This window comes from Bacillus sp. 7_6_55CFAA_CT2 (assembly GCF_000238655.1).
Taxonomy (GTDB): Bacteria; Bacillota; Bacilli; order Bacillales; family Bacillaceae_G; genus Bacillus_A; species Bacillus_A cereus.
The window spans coordinates 28159-48916 of the sequence record NZ_JH414719.1 but is presented as its reverse complement, the minus strand read 5'-3'; the positions used below and the strand labels follow the sequence as shown (position 1 = coordinate 48916).

Genomic DNA, 20758 nt, shown 5'->3' with positions numbered 1-20758 from the left:
GGGCCGTGTCTCAGTCCCAGTGTGGCCGATCACCCTCTCAGGTCGGCTACGCATCGTTGCCTTGGTGAGCCGTTACCTCACCAACTAGCTAATGCGACGCGGGTCCATCCATAAGTGACAGCCGAAGCCGCCTTTCAATTTCGAACCATGCAGTTCAAAATGTTATCCGGTATTAGCCCCGGTTTCCCGGAGTTATCCCAGTCTTATGGGCAGGTTACCCACGTGTTACTCACCCGTCCGCCGCTAACTTCATAAGAGCAAGCTCTTAATTCATTCGCTCGACTTGCATGTATTAGGCACGCCGCCAGCGTTCATCCTGAGCCAGGATCAAACTCTCCAATAAAGTTAGTTTGTCTAGCATCTAAAATAAAAATTGACGTTTCACGTTGTTTGTTTCGTTCAGTTTTCAAAGAACTACTTTGTCGCTCAGAAGCGACTTTATCAATATAACATTTCGTTATACTTTCGTCAACAACTTTTTTCAATAAGTTGTTTTTCGTTTGTTTTGTTTGTTACCTTTCGTGGCAACGAATATAAATATACCAGTTTGATTATTAAAATGCAATAGTTTTTCTAATAAAATTTTTAACTTAGTAAAAAAGTATAAAAACAGCACATTTCTTCTATATAAATATAATTTCTCGCACTATCAAGATTTACTATACCCACGCAACTCATGCTCAAATAAAAAAAGCTTTGGAGAAATCTCCAAAGCTTAGTCTTGTTTATGGCGCATAGCAGGGAATAATAATACATCACGAATAGATGGTGCATTTGTTAATAACATAACTAGACGATCAATACCGATTCCTAATCCACCCGTAGGAGGCATACCGTACTCAAGAGCTTCAATATAATCGTCATCCATCATGTGAGCTTCGTCATTACCTTGTTCGCGCTCTTTTAATTGCGCTTCAAAACGTTCTTTTTGATCGATTGGATCATTTAACTCAGTGAATGCATTTGCATGTTCACGCGCAACGATAAATAATTCGAAACGATCTGTAAATCTTGGATCTTCATCATTCTTTTTCGCAAGCGGCGAGATTTCTACCGGATGACCGTAAATAAATGTTGGTTGGATTAATTTATCTTCTACTTTTTGTTCGAAGAATTCATTTATAATATGACCAACTTCCATTGTATCTTTAATTTCTACATTATGTTCTTTTGCAAGTTCACGCGCTTCTTCTACACTCATCGGATTCCAGAAATCAGCTCCAGAGTATTGCTTAATCGCATCTACCATATGAAGACGTGTCCATTCTGGTTCTAGATTAATTTCATAATCACCATACTGGATTGTTGTTGTACCCAGTACTTTTTTCGCGATATGAGCAACCATATCTTCTGTTAACTTCATAATATCTTTATAATCAGCGTATGCTTCATATAATTCAATCATCGTAAACTCAGGATTATGACGAGTTGATACACCCTCATTACGGAATACACGGCCGATCTCATATACTTTTTCTAAACCACCCACAATAAGACGCTTTAAATGTAGCTCAATTGCGATACGCATATATAATTCCATATCTAACGCATTATGGTGTGTAGTGAAAGGACGCGCAGAAGCTCCACCTGCAATTGCATGCATCATAGGTGTTTCCACTTCAAGATAACCGTTGTCATCTAGGTATCTTCTCATCTCACGAATGATTTTACTACGAGTAACGAACGTTTCACGACTTTCCATACTTGTAATTAAGTCTAAGTAACGTTGACGGTAGCGTTGTTCAACATCTTTTAATCCATGGTATTTATCTGGTAATGGACGAAGAGATTTCGTTAATAGCGTAAAGCCTGTTGCTTTTACTGAAAGTTCTCCAACGTTTGTTTTGAACACTTTACCTTCAATACCTACTAAATCACCTAAATCTGCTGTTTTAAATAATTCGTACTCGTCATCTCCAACAGCATCTTTACGAACATAAATTTGAACTTGTCCATGTAAATCTTGAACATGTGCAAATCCAGCTTTCCCTTTTCCGCGTTTTGTCATAATACGACCAGCGATAGAAACAGCGATTTCCTTCTCCTCTAATTCCTCTTTAGAGAACTCTCCATATAGACTCACTAAGTCAGTTGTTGAATTTGTGCGTTCAAATCTTTTACCGAACGGGTCAATTCCTTGTTCACGTAAATTATGTAGCTTTTCACGACGAACAATCAATTGGTCGTTTAATTCTTCGTGGTTCATGTTATCCATGATATTGATATCACTCCAGCTCTATTTAATTTTATAATATATACAGTATAGCATTTTCTACTCAACTAGAAAAACTGCCAGCAACTAACTGGCAGCTCTTCTTTCTTTCACGTAATTATAGGAAGTGTATAGAAGAATGTCAATCTCCTATGTCCATTATTAACCAACGTAAATTGTTTGTTGTTTCGCTTCCACTTCTTCTACAAATGTACCTAACACATTCGCAAGGTCTTCCCGTGTGTTACAAGCATTAATACCATTACGTACACTCGCATTACCACGAACACCTTTTAAATACCAAGCTGCATGTTTTCTCATCTCTCTTACAGCGACACTTTCATTCTTTAAGTCGATAAGACGATCTAGATGCAACATACATACATCAATTTTCTCGCGCACTGTTGGTTCCGGCATTAATTCACCTGTCTCCAAATACTTTACCGTACGATAAATCATCCACGGATCTCCAAGAGCAGCACGACCAATCATAACACCATCTACACCAATTTCATCAAGCATACGCTTTGCATCTTGCGGCGTTGCGACATCACCATTTCCGATAACCGGGATATTTACAGATTGTTTTACTTGTTTAATAATATCCCAATCCGCTTTTCCTTCATACATTTGCACTCGTGTACGTCCGTGAACCGCCACAGCTTGGCCACCAGCACGCTCAACAGCCCTAGCATTTTCTATTGCGAAAATATGTTCTTCATCCCAACCGATACGCATTTTAACTGTAACCGGCTTTTCAACAGCATCTACAACCGCTGCTACCATTTCATATATTTTATTCGGGTCTAAAAGCCACCTTGCTCCAGCATCACATTTAACGATTTTCGGCACTGGACAACCCATATTAATATCAATTATGTCTGCTGTCGTATATTTATCTACATATTTCGCAGCATCTACAAGAGTTTCTTTCTCTCCACCAAAAATTTGTAAACTTAATGGCTTTTCTCTCTCGTCGATATATAACATATCTAATGTTCTTTTATTATTAAGCAATATTGCCTTATCACTTACCATTTCAGCACAAACTAAGCCGGCACCAAATTCTTTTACTGTTAAACGGAATGCAGAGTTACACACTCCCGCCATCGGTGCTAGTACAACCGGATTTTTCATCTCGATATTTGCAATCTTTAACAATCAATCTACTCCTTCCTGTACAATCACTTTGGCATTAATTCCTCTATCGAAACATTTAATGCCTTAGCAACTTCTACTACAAAATCTTGAGAAGGCGATCTATTCCCTCTCTCAACCTCACCTAAAACAGATACAGATACCCCTAGTGCTTTAGCAAAACCTTCTTGTGTGTAACCTTTTAGCTTTCGAAAAGCACGAATGCGTCTTCCCCATTTTTCTGCTTCCATACCGTTACTCCCTCTCGCCTTTTCATTTCTTCTACTTGTGAACATGAAATGTTTTGTTTTATGTCTTGATTAATTTCTAACAACGGAACGATAACAAAAGCTCTTTCAAACATCCGCGGATGCGGAACAATAAGATTCTCTGCTTCAATATTCTCTTGATTATAAAGTAAAATGTCAAGGTCGATAGTCCTCGGCCCCCACCTAATTTCCCTTTTTCTTCCTAGGTCATTTTCTACTTTTTGTGTTACTTTCAATAATTCTTGTGGTGATAAATTGGTAGAAATTTTTATAACTAAATTTAAAAAGCAACTTTGGTCAGTATAGCCAACTGGCTCAGTTTCATATACAGATGAAATATCATCAACCTGAATATAAGGATTTTTATTTAAAAACTGAATCGCTTCGGTTAGATACGTATAACGCTCTCCAATATTTGACCCTAATGCAATGTAAGCTATATTGTTCATGGACGTTCTCTCGTAATTTCTACTGCTACAGCACGATAATGACCCGGTATCGGTGGATCCGGCTTAATTACCTTAATTGTACAGCGCGAAATACTTTCATATTGTTTTAATATATCTGCAGCAATATTTTCAGCGATACTCTCCACAAGCTTATACTTTCTATCCTCAACAACTTTTCTACATAATTCGAAAAGCTCTCCATAATTGACCGAATGCTCTAAGTCATCACTTTCCCCTGCACGCTTTAAATCCAACTCCACCGTTAAGTCAACTTTAAATCTCTGACCTAATTTATTCTCCTCTGGGAACACGCCATGATAACCATAAAACTCCATATCATGGATATAAATTTTATCCAATTACCTTACCCCCTTACCAATCATCGCATCCATCATTTTAGCCATACGCGCCATTTCTTTCACATCATGGACACGAACAAACTCACAGCCCTTTTCAATACCAAGACAAACAGTAGCTCCCGTTCCCTCAAGGCGTTCCTCTACTGGCAAATCTAATACGTGCCCAATAAAGGACTTTCTCGAAGTACCTAAGAGAACCGGATAACCTAGCACATTTAACTGTTCTAAATTACGCATCGCCTCTAAGTTCTGCTCAGGTGTTTTAGCAAAACCGATACCTGGATCTAAAATAATATTCTCATCTCGCACACCAGCATTTTTAGCAATTTTAATACTGTCATACAAATCAGCAATCATATCCGCCATTAAATTACGATAATTCATGTTATCGCGGTTATGCATTAAAATGATGGGTACATCGTAATGAGCTGCGACTTCAGCAATTTTCGGCTCCGCCTTCGCTCCCCAAATATCATTAATAATATGAGCACCAGCCTCAATTGCTTGCTTTGCAACTTCAGCTTTATATGTATCGATAGATATAGGCAATTTTACTTCTTTTGAAACTGCTTGAATCATCGGGACAACTCGCTTTATTTCTTCTTCTACTGATACTTTAGCAAAACCCGGGCGAGTAGATTCGCCACCAATATCAATAATATGAGCACCTTCACCTTGCATTTCTTTTGCGTGACGTACCGCAGCATCTACCTCGTTGTAACTCCCACCATCAGAAAACGAATCTGGTGTTACATTTAAAATCCCCATAATTAATGTCTTTTCATTTAAATTCAATGTATATTCGCCGCAGCGTAAATCATAATCCCACTTCAAACTACACATCTCCTCTTCGTAATTCATTTCTGCTCCATAATTTCTCTCTTTGCATTCCATAAAGGTACATTAAACTTTTTGTAACCACTCCTACTTTACCCGGGAAATCCTGCGCTTCTATACGATAAAGCGGAACAATTTCTTGAATGGAGTTTGTTACGAAGACTTCATCCGCTGAAAGTAGCTCATCTTTTGTAAAGAAACCTTCCTTTACTTCTATATTTAATTCTTCAGCACTCTTTATAATAAACGCACGAGTGATACCATTTAAAATCCCTGTCTCTAACGAAGGTGTATATAAAACATCACCTTTCACAAAAAATAGATTGGAAACAATACCCTCTGCAACATAACCTGCTTCAGTAAGAAAAATACCTTCCTTACTCACAACATTTCCAATTTCACGCTTCCCTAAAATATTATTTAAATAATGATGAGACTTCAGACGAAATGTTCCTTCCGGTGTATTTCGCACTTGTTTTAGAATAACACCTTCTTTTTCCACTACATCTCCTGGAGCTGTTAAAGGTTTTATAAAAACAATAACCGAAGGCTCTTCATACATTTCCGTTTGTAATCCTATTTCATCTATACCCGCTGATACATTAAAACGTACATATGCATGCTTCAATTCATTCTTAGCGAGTAAATCTTTCAAAATAAGCATCACGTCATTTTTTGTCATTGTCCATTTAATTTGCAATGTATCCAGCGCTTCTATTAAACGGTTATAATGATCATCCAATAAGAAAGGATGACCATTATAAATACGAAACGTTTCAAAAACTCCAAGACCATATAAATAACCATGATCATAAGGAGAAATTTTCGCTTCACTTGCTTCTACATACTGACCATTTACGTAAATTAACATAACGTTGCACTTGGACTGTATTTACAAATGAAATTCTGTAACAACTCTTTCCCATGAGAAGTCATAATAGATTCCGGATGGAATTGCACACCCTCTATCGGCAATGTCTTATGACGAAGTGCCATAATTTCTCCTTCCTCTGTCCAAGATGTTACCTCTAAGCAATCGGGTAACGTCTCTTTCTTAACAATAAGGGAATGATAGCGCGTCGCAGTAAACGGATTAGGAATATCCGAAAAAATCGTCTTTCCATCATGATGCATAAGCGACGTTTTCCCATGCATTAATCGTTCTGCACGGACAACCTCTCCACCAAACACTTGTGCAATGGATTGATGCCCTAGACAAACTCCAAAAATCGGAATCTTTCCAGCAAAGTATTTAATAACTTCCATACTAATCCCCGCTTCATTAGGACTACATGGACCTGGAGAAATCATTAGAAAATCTGGTTTCATATTCTCAATATCTGAAATGGTCACTTCATTGTTACGTTTAACAACGAGCTCTTGTCCAAGTTCTCCAAGAAACTGCACTAAATTAAATGTAAAAGAATCATAATTATCAATCATTAATATCATTTCTCTCACCTAACCGTTTCTTCGCTACGTTCTTTTGCACGCCATAAAGCAATCGCCTTTTTTAACGACTCTTTATATTCATTTTCTGGATTTGAATCAATTACAATTCCCGCCCCTGCTTGTACATGAGCTTTTCCATCTTTAGCAAGAAGCGTTCTAATTACAATATTCAATTCTGTATCTCCAGAATAACCAATCCAACCGATTGAACCTGTATAAATCCCTCTTCGAACAGGTTCTAATTCCTCAATAATTTCCATCGTACGTATTTTCGGGGCACCAGTAATTGTTCCCCCAGGGAATACAGCCTTCACTAAATCAAAAGCATCTTTATCTTCTTCCACCTCACCACGCACATTAGAAACAATATGCATAACATGTGAGTATTTCTCAATTACCATAAATTCATCCACTTCTACAGTGCCATATTTACAAACACGTCCTAAATCATTTCTTTCTAAATCCACAAGCATTACATGCTCTGCTCTTTCTTTTTCGTTCTCAATTAATTCTCTTGCTAATTCTTCATCCTCTTGCTCATCCGCGCCTCTAGATCTCGTTCCAGCAATTGGTCTTGTACTTACTTCAGTTCCTTGTTTCTTAATTAACAACTCTGGCGATCCACTAACAATTTGAAAATCCCCAAGCTCCAGGTAACCCATATATGGAGATGGATTAATTTCACGAAGACTTGTATAAATTTCTAGTGGGTGTGTCTGTAACGTTCTTTCTTGTCTCGTCGACAAGTTTACTTGGAACACATCACCCGCCCCAATATATTCTTGAATACATTCAACTGCCTTCATAAAGCCGGCTTCAGTAAAAGCAACTGCTTCACTTTTCTTTTCAGGACTTTCAAAGGGCACAGTCACTTCAGGCGCTTCTGTCATCCAAAGACTCTTCCACTCATTTAGCCGTTCTTTTGCCTCTTCATATTTATCTACATAATGCGTAATAACCCATAACACTTGTTCTTTTTGATCATAGACAAATACGTCATCAAATAATAAAAAGAAGATGTCAGGTATATTAATATCATCTTCCGCAAGAGAAGGCAGCTTTTCAATATAACGGATACAGTCATAACTGAAATAGCCAATTGCACCACCTTGAAAAGGCGGATACTCTGGGTTATAGTCCGTCTTCCATTGTTCCATATATTCTTGCATTAAATCTAACGGATTCCCTCGTTTTATTGTTTCCTTACCACTTTCACTTATATGTAACGTTTCATCCTTCCCTCGGATTACCGCTACTGGGTTCAGCCCTACAATGTTATAACGACCGCCACGGCCGCTTTCTAACAAAATATGTTGCGATTTACCCTGAGAAAGAAATTTATATTGCTTAAAGAAATCTAACTGATATGGAATAGAAAGCGCTAAAGATTTTCTTCGTTGCATATCAACACCCCGTCTTCTTTTATCCCACCCTCTTAGATTAACCAGCTCAAACTACATAAGTTATTTATATAGAGATTGATTATACTCGAAGGCTAGTGAAAATAATTTAATTATACTACCTCTTATTTTACATGAAGTTTTCTAGTCATTCACTCTTTTCCTATTTCCAATCCCAAAAGAAAAAGCACCCTTTTTCAAGGATGCTTTTTCAATCGCGTTTAATTATGATTCAAATTGATAAAGTGGTGTACTTAAATAACGTTCACCGTTACTCGGGATAATAACAAGTACCTTTTTCCCTTTACCTAACTTTTTCGCAACTTCTGTTGCTGCATAAATAACTGCACCTGAAGAGATACCAACTAAAATACCTTCCTCTTTAGCCACTCTTCTCGCATATTCAAATGCTTGCTCTGTTTTCACTTGAATAATTTCATCATATACTTCTACATCCAACGTCTCCGGAATAAATCCCGCCCCAATTCCTTGGATTTTATGTGGACCTGGTTTCCCACCAGATAATACTGGTGAATCTGCAGGTTCTACTGCATAAATTTTAATATCTTTATATGCTTCCTTCAGTACTTCACCCGCACCAGTAATCGTTCCACCTGTACCAATACCTGCAATAAACGCATCTAATTGGTCGCCCATTTGTTCAATAATTTCTGGACCTGTTGTTAAACGGTGAATTTCTGGATTCGATTGGTTTTTGAACTGTTGTGGTATAAAGTAGCCATGCTCTTTTGCTAATTCAGTCGCTTTACGAATTGCTCCACCCATTCCTTCAGGCCCTGGAGTCAATACTAATTCCGCACCGTAAGCACGTAATAAATTACGACGCTCAATACTCATTGTTTCTGGCATTACTAAGATTGCATTATATCCTTTAGCAGCCGCTACCATCGCTAAACCAATTCCTGTATTACCACTTGTCGGCTCAATGATTGTATCGCCTTCTTTTAATAATCCATTTTTTTCAGCATCTTCAATCATAGCTAATGCGATACGATCTTTAACGCTACTCCCCGGATTCATAAATTCTAATTTTAAGTATATATCTGCGCTGTCTGATTCTACGATGCGGTTCAACTTGACGATCGGCGTTTTCCCGATTAATTCTGAAACTGATTGTGCCACTCGCATTCCTGTCACTCCTAACACCGAGTATTTTTATTGGTTTTATCTATATTTAGATTTTGTCAGAAAATTCCCTGTTTGTCAATTCATTTGGAGGATTGCTCCTCTTAATTCCCTTATTACAAATTCTCGATTAAATTTGTAATATCTTCTTTAGAGAACTTGTATCGTTCATTACAGAAATGACAGTGCACTTCTGTCTCTTCCTCTTCTTCACGAACTTGCTCTAACTCTGTTTTACCTAAACTAATTAATACACTCTCAATACGCTCGCGTGAGCATGTGCAATTAAATTGAACATCCATCGTTTCTAATACTTTTACTTTATCTTCTCCAAGAACTGCATATAGTAGCTCTTCCGGAGAAAGGCCTTGTTCAATCAACGTTGATACAGGGGGAATTTTTTGTAAACGGTCTTCAATAAATGAAATCGTTTCATCTTGCGCACCCGGCATAATTTGAAGGATAAATCCACCTGCCGCTAATATGCTATCATCTCCATTTACAAGAACACCAACACCTACAGAAGAAGGCGTTTGTTCAGAAACTGCAAAATAATACGTAAAGTCTTCTCCTAATTCTCCTGAAACGATTGGAGATTGACCAATAAACGGCTCACGCATTCCAATATCTTTAATTACAGTTACAAACCCCTCTGTACCTACCGCTTGATATACACGTAACTTCCCTTGTTCTGTTCCTTCAAAATCAACATGCGGATTCGTTACATAACCACGTACATCTCCATTTGCATGAGCATCTACTAAGATAGGACCAATCGGACCGTTACCTTCTACCTTAATCGTTAACTTTTGCTCACCTTTTAACATTGCGCCCATCATTGTACCCGCAGTTAAAGAACGCCCTAGTGCCGCTGAAGCTGTTCTCCATGTATCATGACGTCTTTGCGCCTCACTTACTGTATTTGTTGTACGTACACTATACGCACGCACTTCTCCATCAAACGCTAACGCTTTTACTAAATAATCTTTCATACGTATTTATTCACCTTTCTCATGCTGTAAATTTGCATTACGTTCATATAACATGTATAAACCTTTTAACGTTAAAAATGGATCTACAATATCAATTACATTCGATTCTTCGGAAATTAATTTTGCTAATCCACCTGTTGCAATAACTTTAGGTTCTTGTCTAGCTTCTTCTTTCATACGCTTAACAATACCTTCCACTTGTCCAACATAACCATAAAGAATACCCGATTGCATCGCACTTACTGTATTTTTCCCAACTACACTGCTTGGTTTTGTAATTTCGATACGAGGAAGTTTTGCTGCTCTGCTATATAAAGCCTCTGCTGAAATCATAATTCCTGGCGTAATAACTCCACCCATATAATGCTTTTCTTCGTTAATATAACAATATGTAGTAGCCGTACCAAAATCAACAATAATAAGCGGACTTCCATATAAGTGGATTCCTGCTACTGCATTTACAATTCGGTCTGCGCCTACTTCACGCGGATTTTCATATTTAATATTTAGCCCTGTTTTTATCCCAGGCCCTACTACAAGCGGTTTAATTTTAAAATATTTTTCACACATGCGCTCTAAAGCAAACATAATTGGTGGTACGACTGAAGACACAATAATACCTTTCACATCTTCAAACGAAAGACCTTCATGCTCAAGCAATTGCTTTACAAGCATTCCATATTCATCTTCTGTCTTATGACGATCTGTTTCCATGCGCCAATGCTGACGAAGTTCCCCCTCTTCAAACACACCTAGTACAGCATTTGTGTTCCCTACATCCAATACAAAAATCATATTCTCACCACTTATCTTATTTAATCTATATTTGTGCAGTATGTATAAAACTTATAAAAACATCATATCACACATACTTATATAATCAGCTTTCCTATCCTCATCATTTTACAAAAAGATTGCTCTCTATTTCAATTTTTAATACTAGTTTTACTTAAATTACTTTATCCACTAAGTTCTCAATAGTAATTAACAAAGGTTTTAACAAACAAAAAAGGAGTGACGATAGTCACTCCTTCGTTTCTTACTTATCTTCTTTATCTTCATCGTCTTTCTTCATGTTGATGTTTACTTTCACATCATCTGAAGATGTTGGACGTTCTGGCAATCTGCCGTAATCACATAAATGATTGATTTGCTCAGCATCTAACGTTTCTACTTCAAGTAACGTTTTTGCAATAAGATCTAGCTTATCACGATTTTCAGTAAGAATGTCTTTTGCACGAGCATAACATTCTTTCATAATCGTTTGCATTTCTACATCGATATCGTGTGCAATTGCATCACTGTAGTTTTGCTCTGAATGGAAGTCTCTTCCTAAGAACACTTGACCACCTTGCGAACTACCAAATTGCATTGGTCCAAGCTTATCACTCATACCGAATTCTGTAACCATACGTCTTGCAATGCCCGTCGCACGTTGGAAGTCGTTGTGAGCACCTGTACTCACTTCACCAAATACAATCTCCTCAGCTACTCGACCACCAAGTAAACCAGTGATTTTATCAAGTAACTCTGGCTTTGTCATGAAGTAACGATCTTCTTTCGGAAGCATTACTGCATATCCACCAGCTTGACCACGAGGGACAATTGTTACTTTATGAACGACATCAGCTTCATCAAGAACAACACCAATTACAGTATGACCCGCTTCATGGAAAGCAACGATATTACGTTCTTTTTCAGAGATAACACGACTTTTCTTAGCCGGACCTGCAATAACGCGATCCGTTGCTTCATCAATGTCACTCATATCAATTTTCTTCTTATCTTGACGCGCAGCTACTAAAGCAGCTTCGTTTAATAAGTTTTCAAGATCAGCACCAGAGAATCCTGGCGTACGAGTTGCAATTGCTCTTAAGTTGATATTCTCATCAAGCGGTTTATTACGAGCATGCACCTTCAGTACAGCTTCACGGCCATTTACATCTGGACGATCTACTGTAATTTGACGGTCAAAACGACCTGGACGTAATAATGCTGGATCAAGAATATCAGGACGGTTTGTCGCAGCGATGATAATAATACCTTCGTTTGCACCGAATCCATCCATTTCAACAAGTAATTGGTTCAACGTTTGCTCACGCTCATCATGGCCACCACCAAGACCTGCGCCACGTTGACGCCCTACTGCATCAATTTCATCAATGAAAATGATACAAGGAGCATTTTTCTTTGCATTTTCAAATAAATCACGTACACGTGATGCACCGACACCGACAAACATCTCTACGAAGTCAGAACCACTGATAGAGAAGAATGGAACGCCAGCCTCACCTGCAACAGCACGTGCTAATAAAGTTTTACCTGTACCTGGAGGTCCAACTAATAGGACACCCTTTGGAATACGAGCACCAACTTCAGAGAACTTACGAGGGTCTTTCAAGAATTCAACTACCTCAACAAGTTCTTGTTTCTCTTCATCCGCACCAGCAACATCTCTGAAACGAACTTTTTTCTTTTCATCATTATATAACTTCGCCTTACTTTTCCCGAAGTTCATAACACGGCTACCGCCGCCTTGAGCTTGGTTTAATAAGAAGAAGAATAAAATGAAGATGATGACAAATGGAATGATTGAAGTAAAGAATGTTACCCAAGCACTTGTTTCTTCTGCTGGTTGATACTTAACTTCGGCACCTTTCGCTTTATCATTAATTTTCTTTTGTAATTCCTCAGTATTTGGTGCATAAGTAACAAATTGTTCTCCTTGGCTAGAGTTATTAAATTGTCCTTTTACCTCAAATACACCATTTTTCGGTTGAAGTTGCACATTACGCACTTCACCGCTTTCTAGTTTAGTAATGAATTTGTCGTAGCTAACTGATGTCGTTTTTTGTGTCGAACCATTAAAATAGCTCACGATTCCAATTACTACTAAGAATATCAGTAAATAAAAGATGGTATTACGGAAGATACGATTCATTCCTAACCTCCTCTCACGGCATAAACACTATAGTAAATCGTAACATAGAAAAACTTTCCTATACAATTGTGAAGCCTATATTTAATTAATTTGAGTAAACGCTTGGTTTTAATACGCCTACATAAGGAAGATTACGGTACTGCTCTTTATAATCTAATCCATATCCTACTACAAATTCATGTGGAACAGTAAATCCAACATAATCCGCTTTCAGATCAACCTTACGGCCTGTTGGCTTATCTAATAATGTAACAATTTTTACAGACTTCGCTTTACGATATTTGAATAAGTCTACTAAGTAGCTTAGTGTAAGACCACTATCAATAATATCTTCGACGATTAAAATATCGCGACCTTCTACAGAAGTATCAAGATCTTTTAAAATTTTCACTTCGCCTGTTGAAACTGTAGAGTGACCGTAACTAGATACAGCCATAAAATCCATTTCAAGATATGTATCTGTTCTCTTTAATAAATCTGCCATGAATGGCATTGCGCCTTTTAATACACCAATTGCAAGAGGTACTGTGTTTTTATAATCCTCTGCAACAATTGCACCTAGTTCGCGCACCTTTTCTTGTATTTGCTCTTCAGAAATTAATACTTTTTCGATATCTTGATTCATCATTTCATTATCCTCCCGGAAGACTCCTTGCTTTTGTAGTGAATAATCATATATTTATCCTTCTTTGCCATCTCTTTCGAAATTGCAAATGCAGATCGCTTCAACAAGGGTACCCAAATAATGGTCCCACTTGCATCACAAACGACCGGCCATTCTTCTCTTTTTTCTTTCGGTACTTTTGCTTCGATAAAAATAGCTTTTATCTTTTTCGTGCCATTCATACCTTGTATTGACATGCGATCTCCATTTTCCCTAGAACGAATACGAAGTGGATATGATATATCATTATACTTAGCAACAAATACTGTTTCATTCATGTTACTTGGTATATCTTCGCTCACCTCTGTTACAAATTCATCCCCGTTCAATAGCGTAATGGTCCCGGGTACTGATAAATCTTGTAAAAAAGGAGAAACAATTTCTTGTTTAAATCTAAAGCTACACTCCTCGTATGTACGAACAATTTTCAAATCACCTGGAAAATCAAGTGAACCTGAAGGTTGTGTCCGCTTAAAAAACTCAATCACCTTGTCAATATGTATGGAAGAAAGAGAAGATGGAATCTTATATTCATAAAGATAGTTTAATATTAGTTGAATCCCTCTTCTTTGTAAAGGCATAGACATGGATTCAAAGGCAGGAATTGATAAGCTAATTTGTTTATCACTTTTTTTGTAATTACTTTATTCATTTTCTCAAAAGCTAATTCCTGCAAATAAGCCTCATCCTCTTGCATCTGCACGCTAAATTTTTGGAATTTCTCATGCACTTGTGGATTTTCTTCTTTCAAATGAGGAAGGACATATTTACGTAATCGATTCCTTGTATATACTTCCTTTTTATTACTCGGATCTATACGTGGCATTAAATTTAGCTTATTACAGTAATCAACAATTTCTTCCTTCGTTACCCCAAGTAACGGCCTAATTAAATACCCATTATGAAAAGGACGCTTCACTGCAATTCCTGCATATCCTTTCGGAGTACTCCCTCTTACAAGACGCATTAAAATTGTCTCGACTTGATCATCTCCATGATGTCCAAGAGCAACATATCTTGCATCATATTTCTTCATTATTCTTTCCAAAAATGCATATCTGCATTCTCTAGCAGCAACCTGTGCATTCATTCCGTATTGCTGTTGATATTGTGATACATTAATCCTTATCGTTTCACAAATAATTCCCAGTTCTTCACAAAGGCCCTGCACAAACCGTAAATCCTCATGAGATTCATCACCTCTAAACATATGATCCACATGAGCTACTACAATTTCCAACTGTTTTTCCGCTCTTTTTTCTAATAAATAATATAAAAGCGCTAACGAGTCAGGACCACCAGAAACTCCCACAACAATTGTTGAATCATTCTTTAATACATCATGCTGCTTTACAAAGTCATCTACTTTTTCAACAAATGTATCTTTCAACTTCGTAATCACCTTTCATTAAACAAGAACAGCAACGTTAGTTGCCTTGTCTACAATGGTACAACTTTTACAAACATTGTGCAAAAAAAAGATATACAAAAATTACATTTTTATCTTACATCCTCCGTGTATATTCACAAAATTAATAACATTACCTTTTTCCACAAAAAAACCTAGGTATTCACCTAGGTTTTTAAAATCAAATTATAGATAAACATTCCACTTACATTTTACTGCGCCTGCATTCCTACAATCGGAATCGTAGCCCACTTCGGCATATTTTTCTTCACTTTTGCCACTACAATAGTCATATCATCATTTATATAACCATCACAAGAGCGAATCACTTCTTCCATAATGATATCAGCAATTTCTTGCGGGTCTTCGGTTTGCAATTCTTTAATTTTTCGTTTCATCCACAATTCATGATTCTCCACGTGCTGTGCTCCTTCAAAAATCCCATCGCTCATCATAATAAGAATATCGCCCGTTTTTAATTGTTCACCCACCACATCAACTTCAACATCTTCAATGATTCCCATCGGCAAATTACTTGCTTCAATTTTCAAAATATTATTTGCGCGTTTAACAAAACTCGGCGTCGATCCAATCTTTAAAAACCTTGCACTCGCATCCCGCAAATCTACCATAGCTAAATCTAACGTCGTAAACATCTCTTCTGTCGTTCTCAAAGAAAGAATTGAATTGATAGACTTAATTGCTATTTCTTCATCAATGCCCGATTGGAGTATTTTTTGTAATAATTTCACCGTTTCCTTACTTTCCATATGAGCCCTTTGCCCATTCCCCATACCATCACTAATTGCAAGTGCATATTTACCAACACTTAAATCCATCATCGCATAAGAGTCACCCGAAACAAATCCACCGCCTTTTGCAGCTGTAGCCAATCCTGTATCAAGAGAATACGTCTTCGCCGAACCAAATGATATTAAACTATGGCCATTTGGATAAGAAGACTTTTCTTCATGTTTAACGACAATATTTTCTTTAAGGATATCCGAAAGCATCGGTGCAACTAACTTTTCACATTCACCATGTTCATTAGATGCAACTGGAATTAACATTTCAATATCAATACTTCCTCTATCTAAACAATAAATATCAACATGCTCTACTTCGACACCAAAATCACGGAATGCTTGCATAATCTGTTCTTCCTGCACTTGATGATTTTCACGCTCTCGTTGTATCTCCTTAGCAAAATCCTCCATAACCTTTGATACACCTAATAATTGCTCCGCTACTATTCTACGATTTTCCTTCATTTGTTTTCGTAATTTTTGTCCCTCATAGAAGTGATCTAATTCACCCGCTACTAAATCCGTCACTTTTTTCCCTCTCACACAATGCTTGTCCCACTCACGAACTAATTTACGATTATGTTGCAGGGTTCCTTCTTCCGTTTCATTCATTATTTGTTTCATATAATCGTACGTTTTATCAAAATTCACTACCCAGCATTGATCCTTTTTAAAGCATGTTTGACATGTTTTCGCAGTAATTGTACTCAAAAACAAATCTGCTTCTGTCTCTTTATCTTCTTCCTCTACATACCCATATACAGAAAAGCTATTAGATAAAGCAGCAAATACATTTGCAAATTGGTTGATTTTATTTGCTGTAACATCACGCATCCTTCTTAAATACTGTTGTTGATCTTGCGAATGCTCTTGTGTACCTGGCATAAATTTAGCAATACGATCCAAAACAAGCTTCGGTGTTAATAAGAAGATAACAATCGCTACACCTGACTCAATTAAAGTTGTTACAATATTTGTCTGTTTGTCCACATATAATGTAATTAAGCTTGTCCCAATTAATAAACCTAAACTAACACCTAAACGCTTCCCTTCTTTTAACAATCCACCAAGCAATCCAGAGAAAGCAAGAAGGCTAAGCTGAGACAAGCTAGACACATTTGCTAAACTTAATATTAGTCCTGTTACAACCCCTACTGTGGATCCTGTGGCAGCACCCGCAATAAATGCAAATACTAGCACTAAATACCTTGTAAAAATATGTTGAATAGAAGCATCATATACAAACCAATCTGTTGTACCCGTTAAAACAGATGCTAATAATATAATCAAACAAACAATTTCTTCCGTCTCTAATGCCTGTTGTTTTCCTTTCCTTTCCACTAAAAGCGGGACGCTTTGTAAAAATATCATAGTTAGTACGAAACTAAGCCCAGCCTCAATGGTACTAACGAGTAAATCGTACATGGTGACAGTTTGTTGCGCAAAATATACAACAACTAAGTGTGCGGTTAATGCGGAGATAAATACTTGAAATGGAACAAGTCCAACAGTTTTACGTGTAAATCGACTAAAGAAGATATTATAAATGAAGAAGGTAAAGATAGATGCAAAGGTAAAAAACAAATTATCTATCGATACCGAAAGAGCTCCTCCCATTAGAGCTAAAAATGCTAGCGGCATCTTATCCCGCTTCATAACATAAACAGCAGCAAAAAATGGGAGTGCAAACGGTAAAATATTTGTTAATATATATGCTCGTCCCAAAAGAAAACCAATAACAACAATAATAAATCCCCATCTAAAGAAAACTTGCTCAAATTTCATTCGCAACTTACTCGTCCACTTTATTCCTCCAAGCTGACTCTCATTCATTGCCAATGCACTTGTATTCATAGTATTCCTTCCTGCTTTAGGCATATTTTTAACACCACCTGCATAGTTTAATTACTGTCATTATAAAAGATGATTGTTGGTTTTTTTGTCAAAACAACAGTTTTCACTTTTATAATCGTTCGACTTTTTATTCGAAATAACTCTACAGATATACACGGTATGTAAGTTATTTTCGAGATTTTAATTAAATATTCAGAAAATATAGGGTGATTTTGTAGAAGTGTTGTATATCTTAATTTATTTAACAAAAAAAGATCATGCAAATTTGCATGATCTTTTTAGATGACCCGTACGGGATTCGAACCCGTGTTACCGCCGTGAAAGGGCGGTGTCTTAACCACTTGACCAACGGGCCGTTAAATTAAATATAGCGGCGGAGGGGATCGAACCCCCGACCTCACGGGTATGAACCGTACGCTCTAGCCAGCTGAGCTACACCGCCATGTCGTCTTATTTAACGGACAATTAGTATCTTACATCAGATACTAATTAAAGTCAACACATCTCAAAAACTTTTTTAAAAATATTTTTAACATATAAAAAAGCACCCTGAGCCATCACTCTGGGTACCTCTCTATATGTTAAAAACTAAACGTCCTTATTATCCGCGACGCGCGCCACGGCCACCACGTTTAGACTCTGTGTTACGCTTTAAAGAAGTTAAACGATCTTCGCTATCTTTTAAGAAGCGTGCCATCTTTTGCTCAAATGTTTCTTTCGGAGCTCGGTCGTTACCGCCACCGCGATTATCTCTGTTGAAAGAGCGATTATTACGTTGTGGACGTCCAGAACGTTGTTGATCACCACCGCGTTGGTATTCACCGCGTGGACGATCTCCTTCTGTTTTTTCACGTTCTTTCGCTTTTTTGATAGATAAACCAATCTTTCCATCTTTTTCAACATTAATAACTTTTACTTCTACTTGGTCGCCCACTTTTAAGTGATCGTTAATATCTTTTACATAGTTATCAGCAACTTCACTAATATGAACAAGACCCGTTAAGCCCTCTGGCAGCTCCACAAAAGCCCCAAAATTTGTAATACCTGTTACTTTACCCTGTAACTTGCTGCCTACCTCGATTGACATAAAAAAAATGCTCCTCCTTAGTGGTTAAAAAGTCAAATTTTACTTTATTATATATAATCCTAAAATATAGTGTCAATAAGACATACTCTACTTAGAAACAGGAAAAATTATCTCCCCTTTACCAGAGAAGAAATAATCCCTTCTAGCAATCTTTAATACGTACTCTTCATCATTTAACTTTTGAACTTCGTCTTTTAGACTTTTTTCTTTATTCGTTAATGAATCCAGTTCTTTTTTCATGTCCTTAACTTTTGCTTCTTTTGCTTTAATGGAACTGTTTTGTTGATAAAACGTTACACTAATACTCGCAATAATTGTAAAAGTAAAGACAAGAAAAACCGCTAAACGGCGATAAAGTCGCTTCCTGTTCTCATCCGTTTGTATTATATGCTCTTTAACAGGATTTGGACTCTGTTTTTCGATTGTTCTTTGTCTCAGTTCCCTCATTTCCGAGGTCCCCCTAACTTCTTTTTTATATGCTCCCATAGTTGGAAGATATGTCCCTTCAATTTTGCTATATATTGCAGGAACCCTATATGTTTCACTATAAAAAGTTTAACACGATTAGGGAGAAGTTTCCATATGAGCGAAGCAATAAATCGAACAGGCCAGAAAAAAACTTTCCATATGAAAAGTAATATCCAAATCACCATTTTCCATAACACATGTCCAATTGAAAGCAGTATACGAAATAAGAATAATATAAATGCAATAAATAGCTGCGCTATAATAATAACAGGTTTTATCATGAGTAGCTGTATAATTCGAACAAAAAAATATGTTGTTTGCATAAAAATATAGATGAGAAAATTTAACAGCTTCATGTATAGTGCCTTCAGTAAGCTTTGATATGCCGCAAAACCACATAATAATGCCAAAAACACATATATACGTAGCTCAGCTTCATTTACGAGAAGCAATACATAAAAGACGGATAATGCTTGGACAATCCAAAATAATATATCATGTATAAATACAAGCCAACGTTTACGTTCTTGGCGCTTTAAAAAACGTTGATATGTATCTAAAGACGCTCCAATCCAAGCACCCATTCCAATCATTGAAAGCATTGTATACAACTGAATTGTTAAGCTCATTTAAACAACTTACTAAAGAAACCTTTAGTTTTTTCCCCTTGATTTTCATCAATATACAGCATCTCATTAACTTTCCCTTTAATCGACACAATACCTTTTTCCACATCTAAATTTTTCATTTGTAAATTTTGACCACGAATTGTTAAAAAACCCATTACGGTCTCTAGTAAAAACTCTTCGCTATCAAAACTCTCTACCTGCTTCACACCGGTAATATCAATTATACGCCTGCCACGCATAATAATGTCATGCTCTACAGAAACATTTTGTTGATTAGAAGACGTAGGTGAGTAACCATTATTCACGTAAATCCCCCCATAGGTTTTTACTAGCTAATAGTAATGTATGAGGGGATAAATGATTTTAGAACAAGCCTTCTTCCGCTTTTACTTTTTCTTCACGAACTAAGCTATACATATTTGCTGCATCTTCTTTTTTAGTTGTTTCTTTTAATTCATTTATTTTCACAGTCACTATTTTTTGACCAAAACGAATTGTTAATTCATCAGCTACTTTCACATCAGAACTCGCTTTTGCCACTTGACCATTAATAGATATTCTTCCTTGATCAGCTACTTCTTTCGCTAATGTTCTTCTTTTAATTAAACGTGATACTTTTAAAAACTTATCTAGACGCATATCAAATCC

Annotated in this window: 20 protein-coding genes, 2 tRNA genes, 1 rRNA gene and 1 pseudogene; all 24 read right to left on the bottom strand. The window is 36.9% G+C overall.

Annotation, left to right across the window (positions count from 1 at the left end; translation table 11 throughout):
- Window positions 1-343 (bottom strand): 16S ribosomal RNA (locus HMPREF1014_RS28625); the annotation flags it as partial.
- 372 nt (window positions 344-715) lie between these two features.
- Window positions 716-2215: a lysine--tRNA ligase gene (gene lysS, locus HMPREF1014_RS28620; protein ID WP_000369668.1), complete on the bottom strand. Its 1500-nt coding sequence runs from the start codon at window positions 2213-2215 to the stop codon at window positions 716-718.
- 159 nt (window positions 2216-2374) lie between these two features.
- Window positions 2375-3373, bottom strand: coding sequence for a tRNA dihydrouridine synthase DusB (gene dusB, locus HMPREF1014_RS28615; RefSeq protein WP_000912251.1), 999 nt, complete (start codon window positions 3371-3373; stop codon window positions 2375-2377).
- A 23-nt stretch (window positions 3374-3396) separates the two neighbouring features.
- On the bottom strand, window positions 3397-3600 hold the full coding sequence (locus tag HMPREF1014_RS28610; protein WP_000387024.1) for a helix-turn-helix domain-containing protein: 204 nt from the start codon (window positions 3598-3600) through the stop codon (window positions 3397-3399).
- Window positions 3552-4067 carry a 2-amino-4-hydroxy-6-hydroxymethyldihydropteridine diphosphokinase gene (folK, locus tag HMPREF1014_RS28605; RefSeq protein WP_001059447.1) on the bottom strand — a complete coding sequence of 172 codons (516 nt, stop codon included), beginning with the start codon at window positions 4065-4067 and terminating at the stop codon, window positions 3552-3554. The genes HMPREF1014_RS28610 and folK overlap by 49 nt, the downstream gene beginning before the upstream one ends.
- The gene (folB, locus tag HMPREF1014_RS28600) at window positions 4064-4426 is read right to left on the bottom strand and encodes a dihydroneopterin aldolase (protein ID WP_000358062.1); all 363 of its coding nucleotides are present in this window, start codon (window positions 4424-4426) and stop codon (window positions 4064-4066) included. The genes folK and folB overlap by 4 nt, the downstream gene beginning before the upstream one ends.
- The gene (folP, locus tag HMPREF1014_RS28595; protein WP_002103948.1) at window positions 4427-5287 is read right to left on the bottom strand and encodes a dihydropteroate synthase; all 861 of its coding nucleotides are present in this window, start codon (window positions 5285-5287) and stop codon (window positions 4427-4429) included.
- Window positions 5262-6134: an aminodeoxychorismate lyase gene (pabC, locus tag HMPREF1014_RS28590; protein ID WP_000909877.1), complete on the bottom strand. Its 873-nt coding sequence runs from the start codon at window positions 6132-6134 to the stop codon at window positions 5262-5264. The genes folP and pabC overlap by 26 nt, the downstream gene beginning before the upstream one ends.
- Window positions 6128-6715 carry an aminodeoxychorismate/anthranilate synthase component II gene (gene pabA, locus HMPREF1014_RS28585; protein WP_000602309.1) on the bottom strand — a complete coding sequence of 196 codons (588 nt, stop codon included), beginning with the start codon at window positions 6713-6715 and terminating at the stop codon, window positions 6128-6130. Before pabA ends, pabC begins: the two co-directional genes overlap by 7 nt.
- Before the next feature lie 5 nt (window positions 6716-6720).
- Complete coding sequence (gene pabB / locus HMPREF1014_RS28580) at window positions 6721-8118, bottom strand: aminodeoxychorismate synthase component I (protein WP_001189719.1); 1398 nt, start codon at window positions 8116-8118, stop codon at window positions 6721-6723.
- A 222-nt stretch (window positions 8119-8340) separates the two neighbouring features.
- Window positions 8341-9264, bottom strand: coding sequence for a cysteine synthase A (gene cysK / locus HMPREF1014_RS28575; RefSeq protein WP_001261718.1), 924 nt, complete (start codon window positions 9262-9264; stop codon window positions 8341-8343).
- Between the two features lie 113 nt (window positions 9265-9377).
- Entirely contained in the window at window positions 9378-10253 is an 876-nt protein-coding gene (gene hslO, locus HMPREF1014_RS28570; RefSeq protein ID WP_000656372.1) for a redox-regulated molecular chaperone HslO, read from the bottom strand.
- A gap of 6 nt (window positions 10254-10259) precedes the next feature.
- A complete protein-coding gene (locus HMPREF1014_RS28565; protein WP_000578368.1) occupies window positions 10260-11048 on the bottom strand; it encodes a type III pantothenate kinase in 789 nt (262 codons plus the stop codon).
- Window positions 11049-11292: 244 nt separating this feature from the next.
- Window positions 11293-13194, bottom strand: coding sequence for an ATP-dependent zinc metalloprotease FtsH (gene ftsH / locus HMPREF1014_RS28560; protein ID WP_001079672.1), 1902 nt, complete (start codon window positions 13192-13194; stop codon window positions 11293-11295).
- Window positions 13195-13279: 85 nt separating this feature from the next.
- The gene (hpt, locus tag HMPREF1014_RS28555; protein WP_000981844.1) at window positions 13280-13822 is read right to left on the bottom strand and encodes a hypoxanthine phosphoribosyltransferase; all 543 of its coding nucleotides are present in this window, start codon (window positions 13820-13822) and stop codon (window positions 13280-13282) included.
- Window positions 13819-15248, bottom strand: a pseudogene (gene tilS, locus HMPREF1014_RS28550) (tRNA lysidine(34) synthetase TilS). The gene hpt and the pseudogene tilS overlap by 4 nt, the downstream one beginning before the upstream one ends.
- A gap of 230 nt (window positions 15249-15478) precedes the next feature.
- Window positions 15479-17950, bottom strand: coding sequence for a stage II sporulation protein E (spoIIE, locus tag HMPREF1014_RS28545; RefSeq protein ID WP_001123552.1), 2472 nt, complete (start codon window positions 17948-17950; stop codon window positions 15479-15481).
- Between the two features lie 259 nt (window positions 17951-18209).
- Window positions 18210-18281, bottom strand: a tRNA-Glu gene (locus HMPREF1014_RS28540).
- A 13-nt stretch (window positions 18282-18294) separates the two neighbouring features.
- Window positions 18295-18368, bottom strand: a tRNA-Met gene (locus HMPREF1014_RS28535).
- Between the two features lie 159 nt (window positions 18369-18527).
- Entirely contained in the window at window positions 18528-19013 is a 486-nt protein-coding gene (locus tag HMPREF1014_RS28530; protein WP_000021451.1) for a S1 domain-containing RNA-binding protein, read from the bottom strand.
- Between the two features lie 87 nt (window positions 19014-19100).
- Window positions 19101-19460, bottom strand: a complete 360-nt coding sequence (divIC, locus tag HMPREF1014_RS28525) for a cell division protein DivIC (RefSeq protein WP_001208739.1) — start codon at window positions 19458-19460, stop codon at window positions 19101-19103.
- Window positions 19457-20110, bottom strand: a complete 654-nt coding sequence (gene yabQ, locus HMPREF1014_RS28520) for a spore cortex biosynthesis protein YabQ (RefSeq protein ID WP_000059777.1) — start codon at window positions 20108-20110, stop codon at window positions 19457-19459. Before yabQ ends, divIC begins: the two co-directional genes overlap by 4 nt.
- Window positions 20107-20415 carry a sporulation protein YabP gene (gene yabP / locus HMPREF1014_RS28515; RefSeq protein WP_001059104.1) on the bottom strand — a complete coding sequence of 103 codons (309 nt, stop codon included), beginning with the start codon at window positions 20413-20415 and terminating at the stop codon, window positions 20107-20109. Before yabP ends, yabQ begins: the two co-directional genes overlap by 4 nt.
- A gap of 58 nt (window positions 20416-20473) precedes the next feature.
- A complete protein-coding gene (locus tag HMPREF1014_RS28510; protein ID WP_001234876.1) occupies window positions 20474-20749 on the bottom strand; it encodes an RNA-binding S4 domain-containing protein in 276 nt (91 codons plus the stop codon).
- Window positions 20750-20758 lie beyond the last annotated feature (9 nt).

What these genes read in the sequence shown, in the direction of transcription:
- lysS (WP_000369668.1), bottom strand. Translation starts at nt 2,215, where the DNA reads ATGGATAACATGAACCACGAAGAATTAAACGACCAATTGATTGTTCGT.
- HMPREF1014_RS28610 (WP_000387024.1), bottom strand. Translation starts at nt 3,600, where the DNA reads ATGGAAGCAGAAAAATGGGGAAGACGCATTCGTGCTTTTCGAAAGCTA.
- folK (WP_001059447.1), bottom strand. Translation starts at nt 4,067, where the DNA reads ATGAACAATATAGCTTACATTGCATTAGGGTCAAATATTGGAGAGCGT.
- folP (WP_002103948.1), bottom strand. Translation starts at nt 5,287, where the DNA reads ATGAATTACGAAGAGGAGATGTGTAGTTTGAAGTGGGATTATGATTTA.
- pabC (WP_000909877.1), bottom strand. Translation starts at nt 6,134, where the DNA reads ATGTTAATTTACGTAAATGGTCAGTATGTAGAAGCAAGTGAAGCGAAA.
- pabA (WP_000602309.1), bottom strand. Translation starts at nt 6,715, where the DNA reads ATGATATTAATGATTGATAATTATGATTCTTTTACATTTAATTTAGTG.
- pabB (WP_001189719.1), bottom strand. Translation starts at nt 8,118, where the DNA reads ATGCAACGAAGAAAATCTTTAGCGCTTTCTATTCCATATCAGTTAGAT.
- cysK (WP_001261718.1), bottom strand. Translation starts at nt 9,264, where the DNA reads ATGCGAGTGGCACAATCAGTTTCAGAATTAATCGGGAAAACGCCGATC.
- hslO (WP_000656372.1), bottom strand. Translation starts at nt 10,253, where the DNA reads ATGAAAGATTATTTAGTAAAAGCGTTAGCGTTTGATGGAGAAGTGCGT.
- HMPREF1014_RS28565 (WP_000578368.1), bottom strand. Translation starts at nt 11,048, where the DNA reads ATGATTTTTGTATTGGATGTAGGGAACACAAATGCTGTACTAGGTGTG.
- ftsH (WP_001079672.1), bottom strand. Translation starts at nt 13,194, where the DNA reads ATGAATCGTATCTTCCGTAATACCATCTTTTATTTACTGATATTCTTA.
- hpt (WP_000981844.1), bottom strand. Translation starts at nt 13,822, where the DNA reads ATGATGAATCAAGATATCGAAAAAGTATTAATTTCTGAAGAGCAAATA.
- spoIIE (WP_001123552.1), bottom strand. Translation starts at nt 17,950, where the DNA reads ATGCCTAAAGCAGGAAGGAATACTATGAATACAAGTGCATTGGCAATG.
- HMPREF1014_RS28530 (WP_000021451.1), bottom strand. Translation starts at nt 19,013, where the DNA reads ATGTCAATCGAGGTAGGCAGCAAGTTACAGGGTAAAGTAACAGGTATT.
- divIC (WP_001208739.1), bottom strand. Translation starts at nt 19,460, where the DNA reads ATGAGGGAACTGAGACAAAGAACAATCGAAAAACAGAGTCCAAATCCT.
- yabQ (WP_000059777.1), bottom strand. Translation starts at nt 20,110, where the DNA reads ATGAGCTTAACAATTCAGTTGTATACAATGCTTTCAATGATTGGAATG.
- HMPREF1014_RS28510 (WP_001234876.1), bottom strand. Translation starts at nt 20,749, where the DNA reads ATGCGTCTAGATAAGTTTTTAAAAGTATCACGTTTAATTAAAAGAAGA.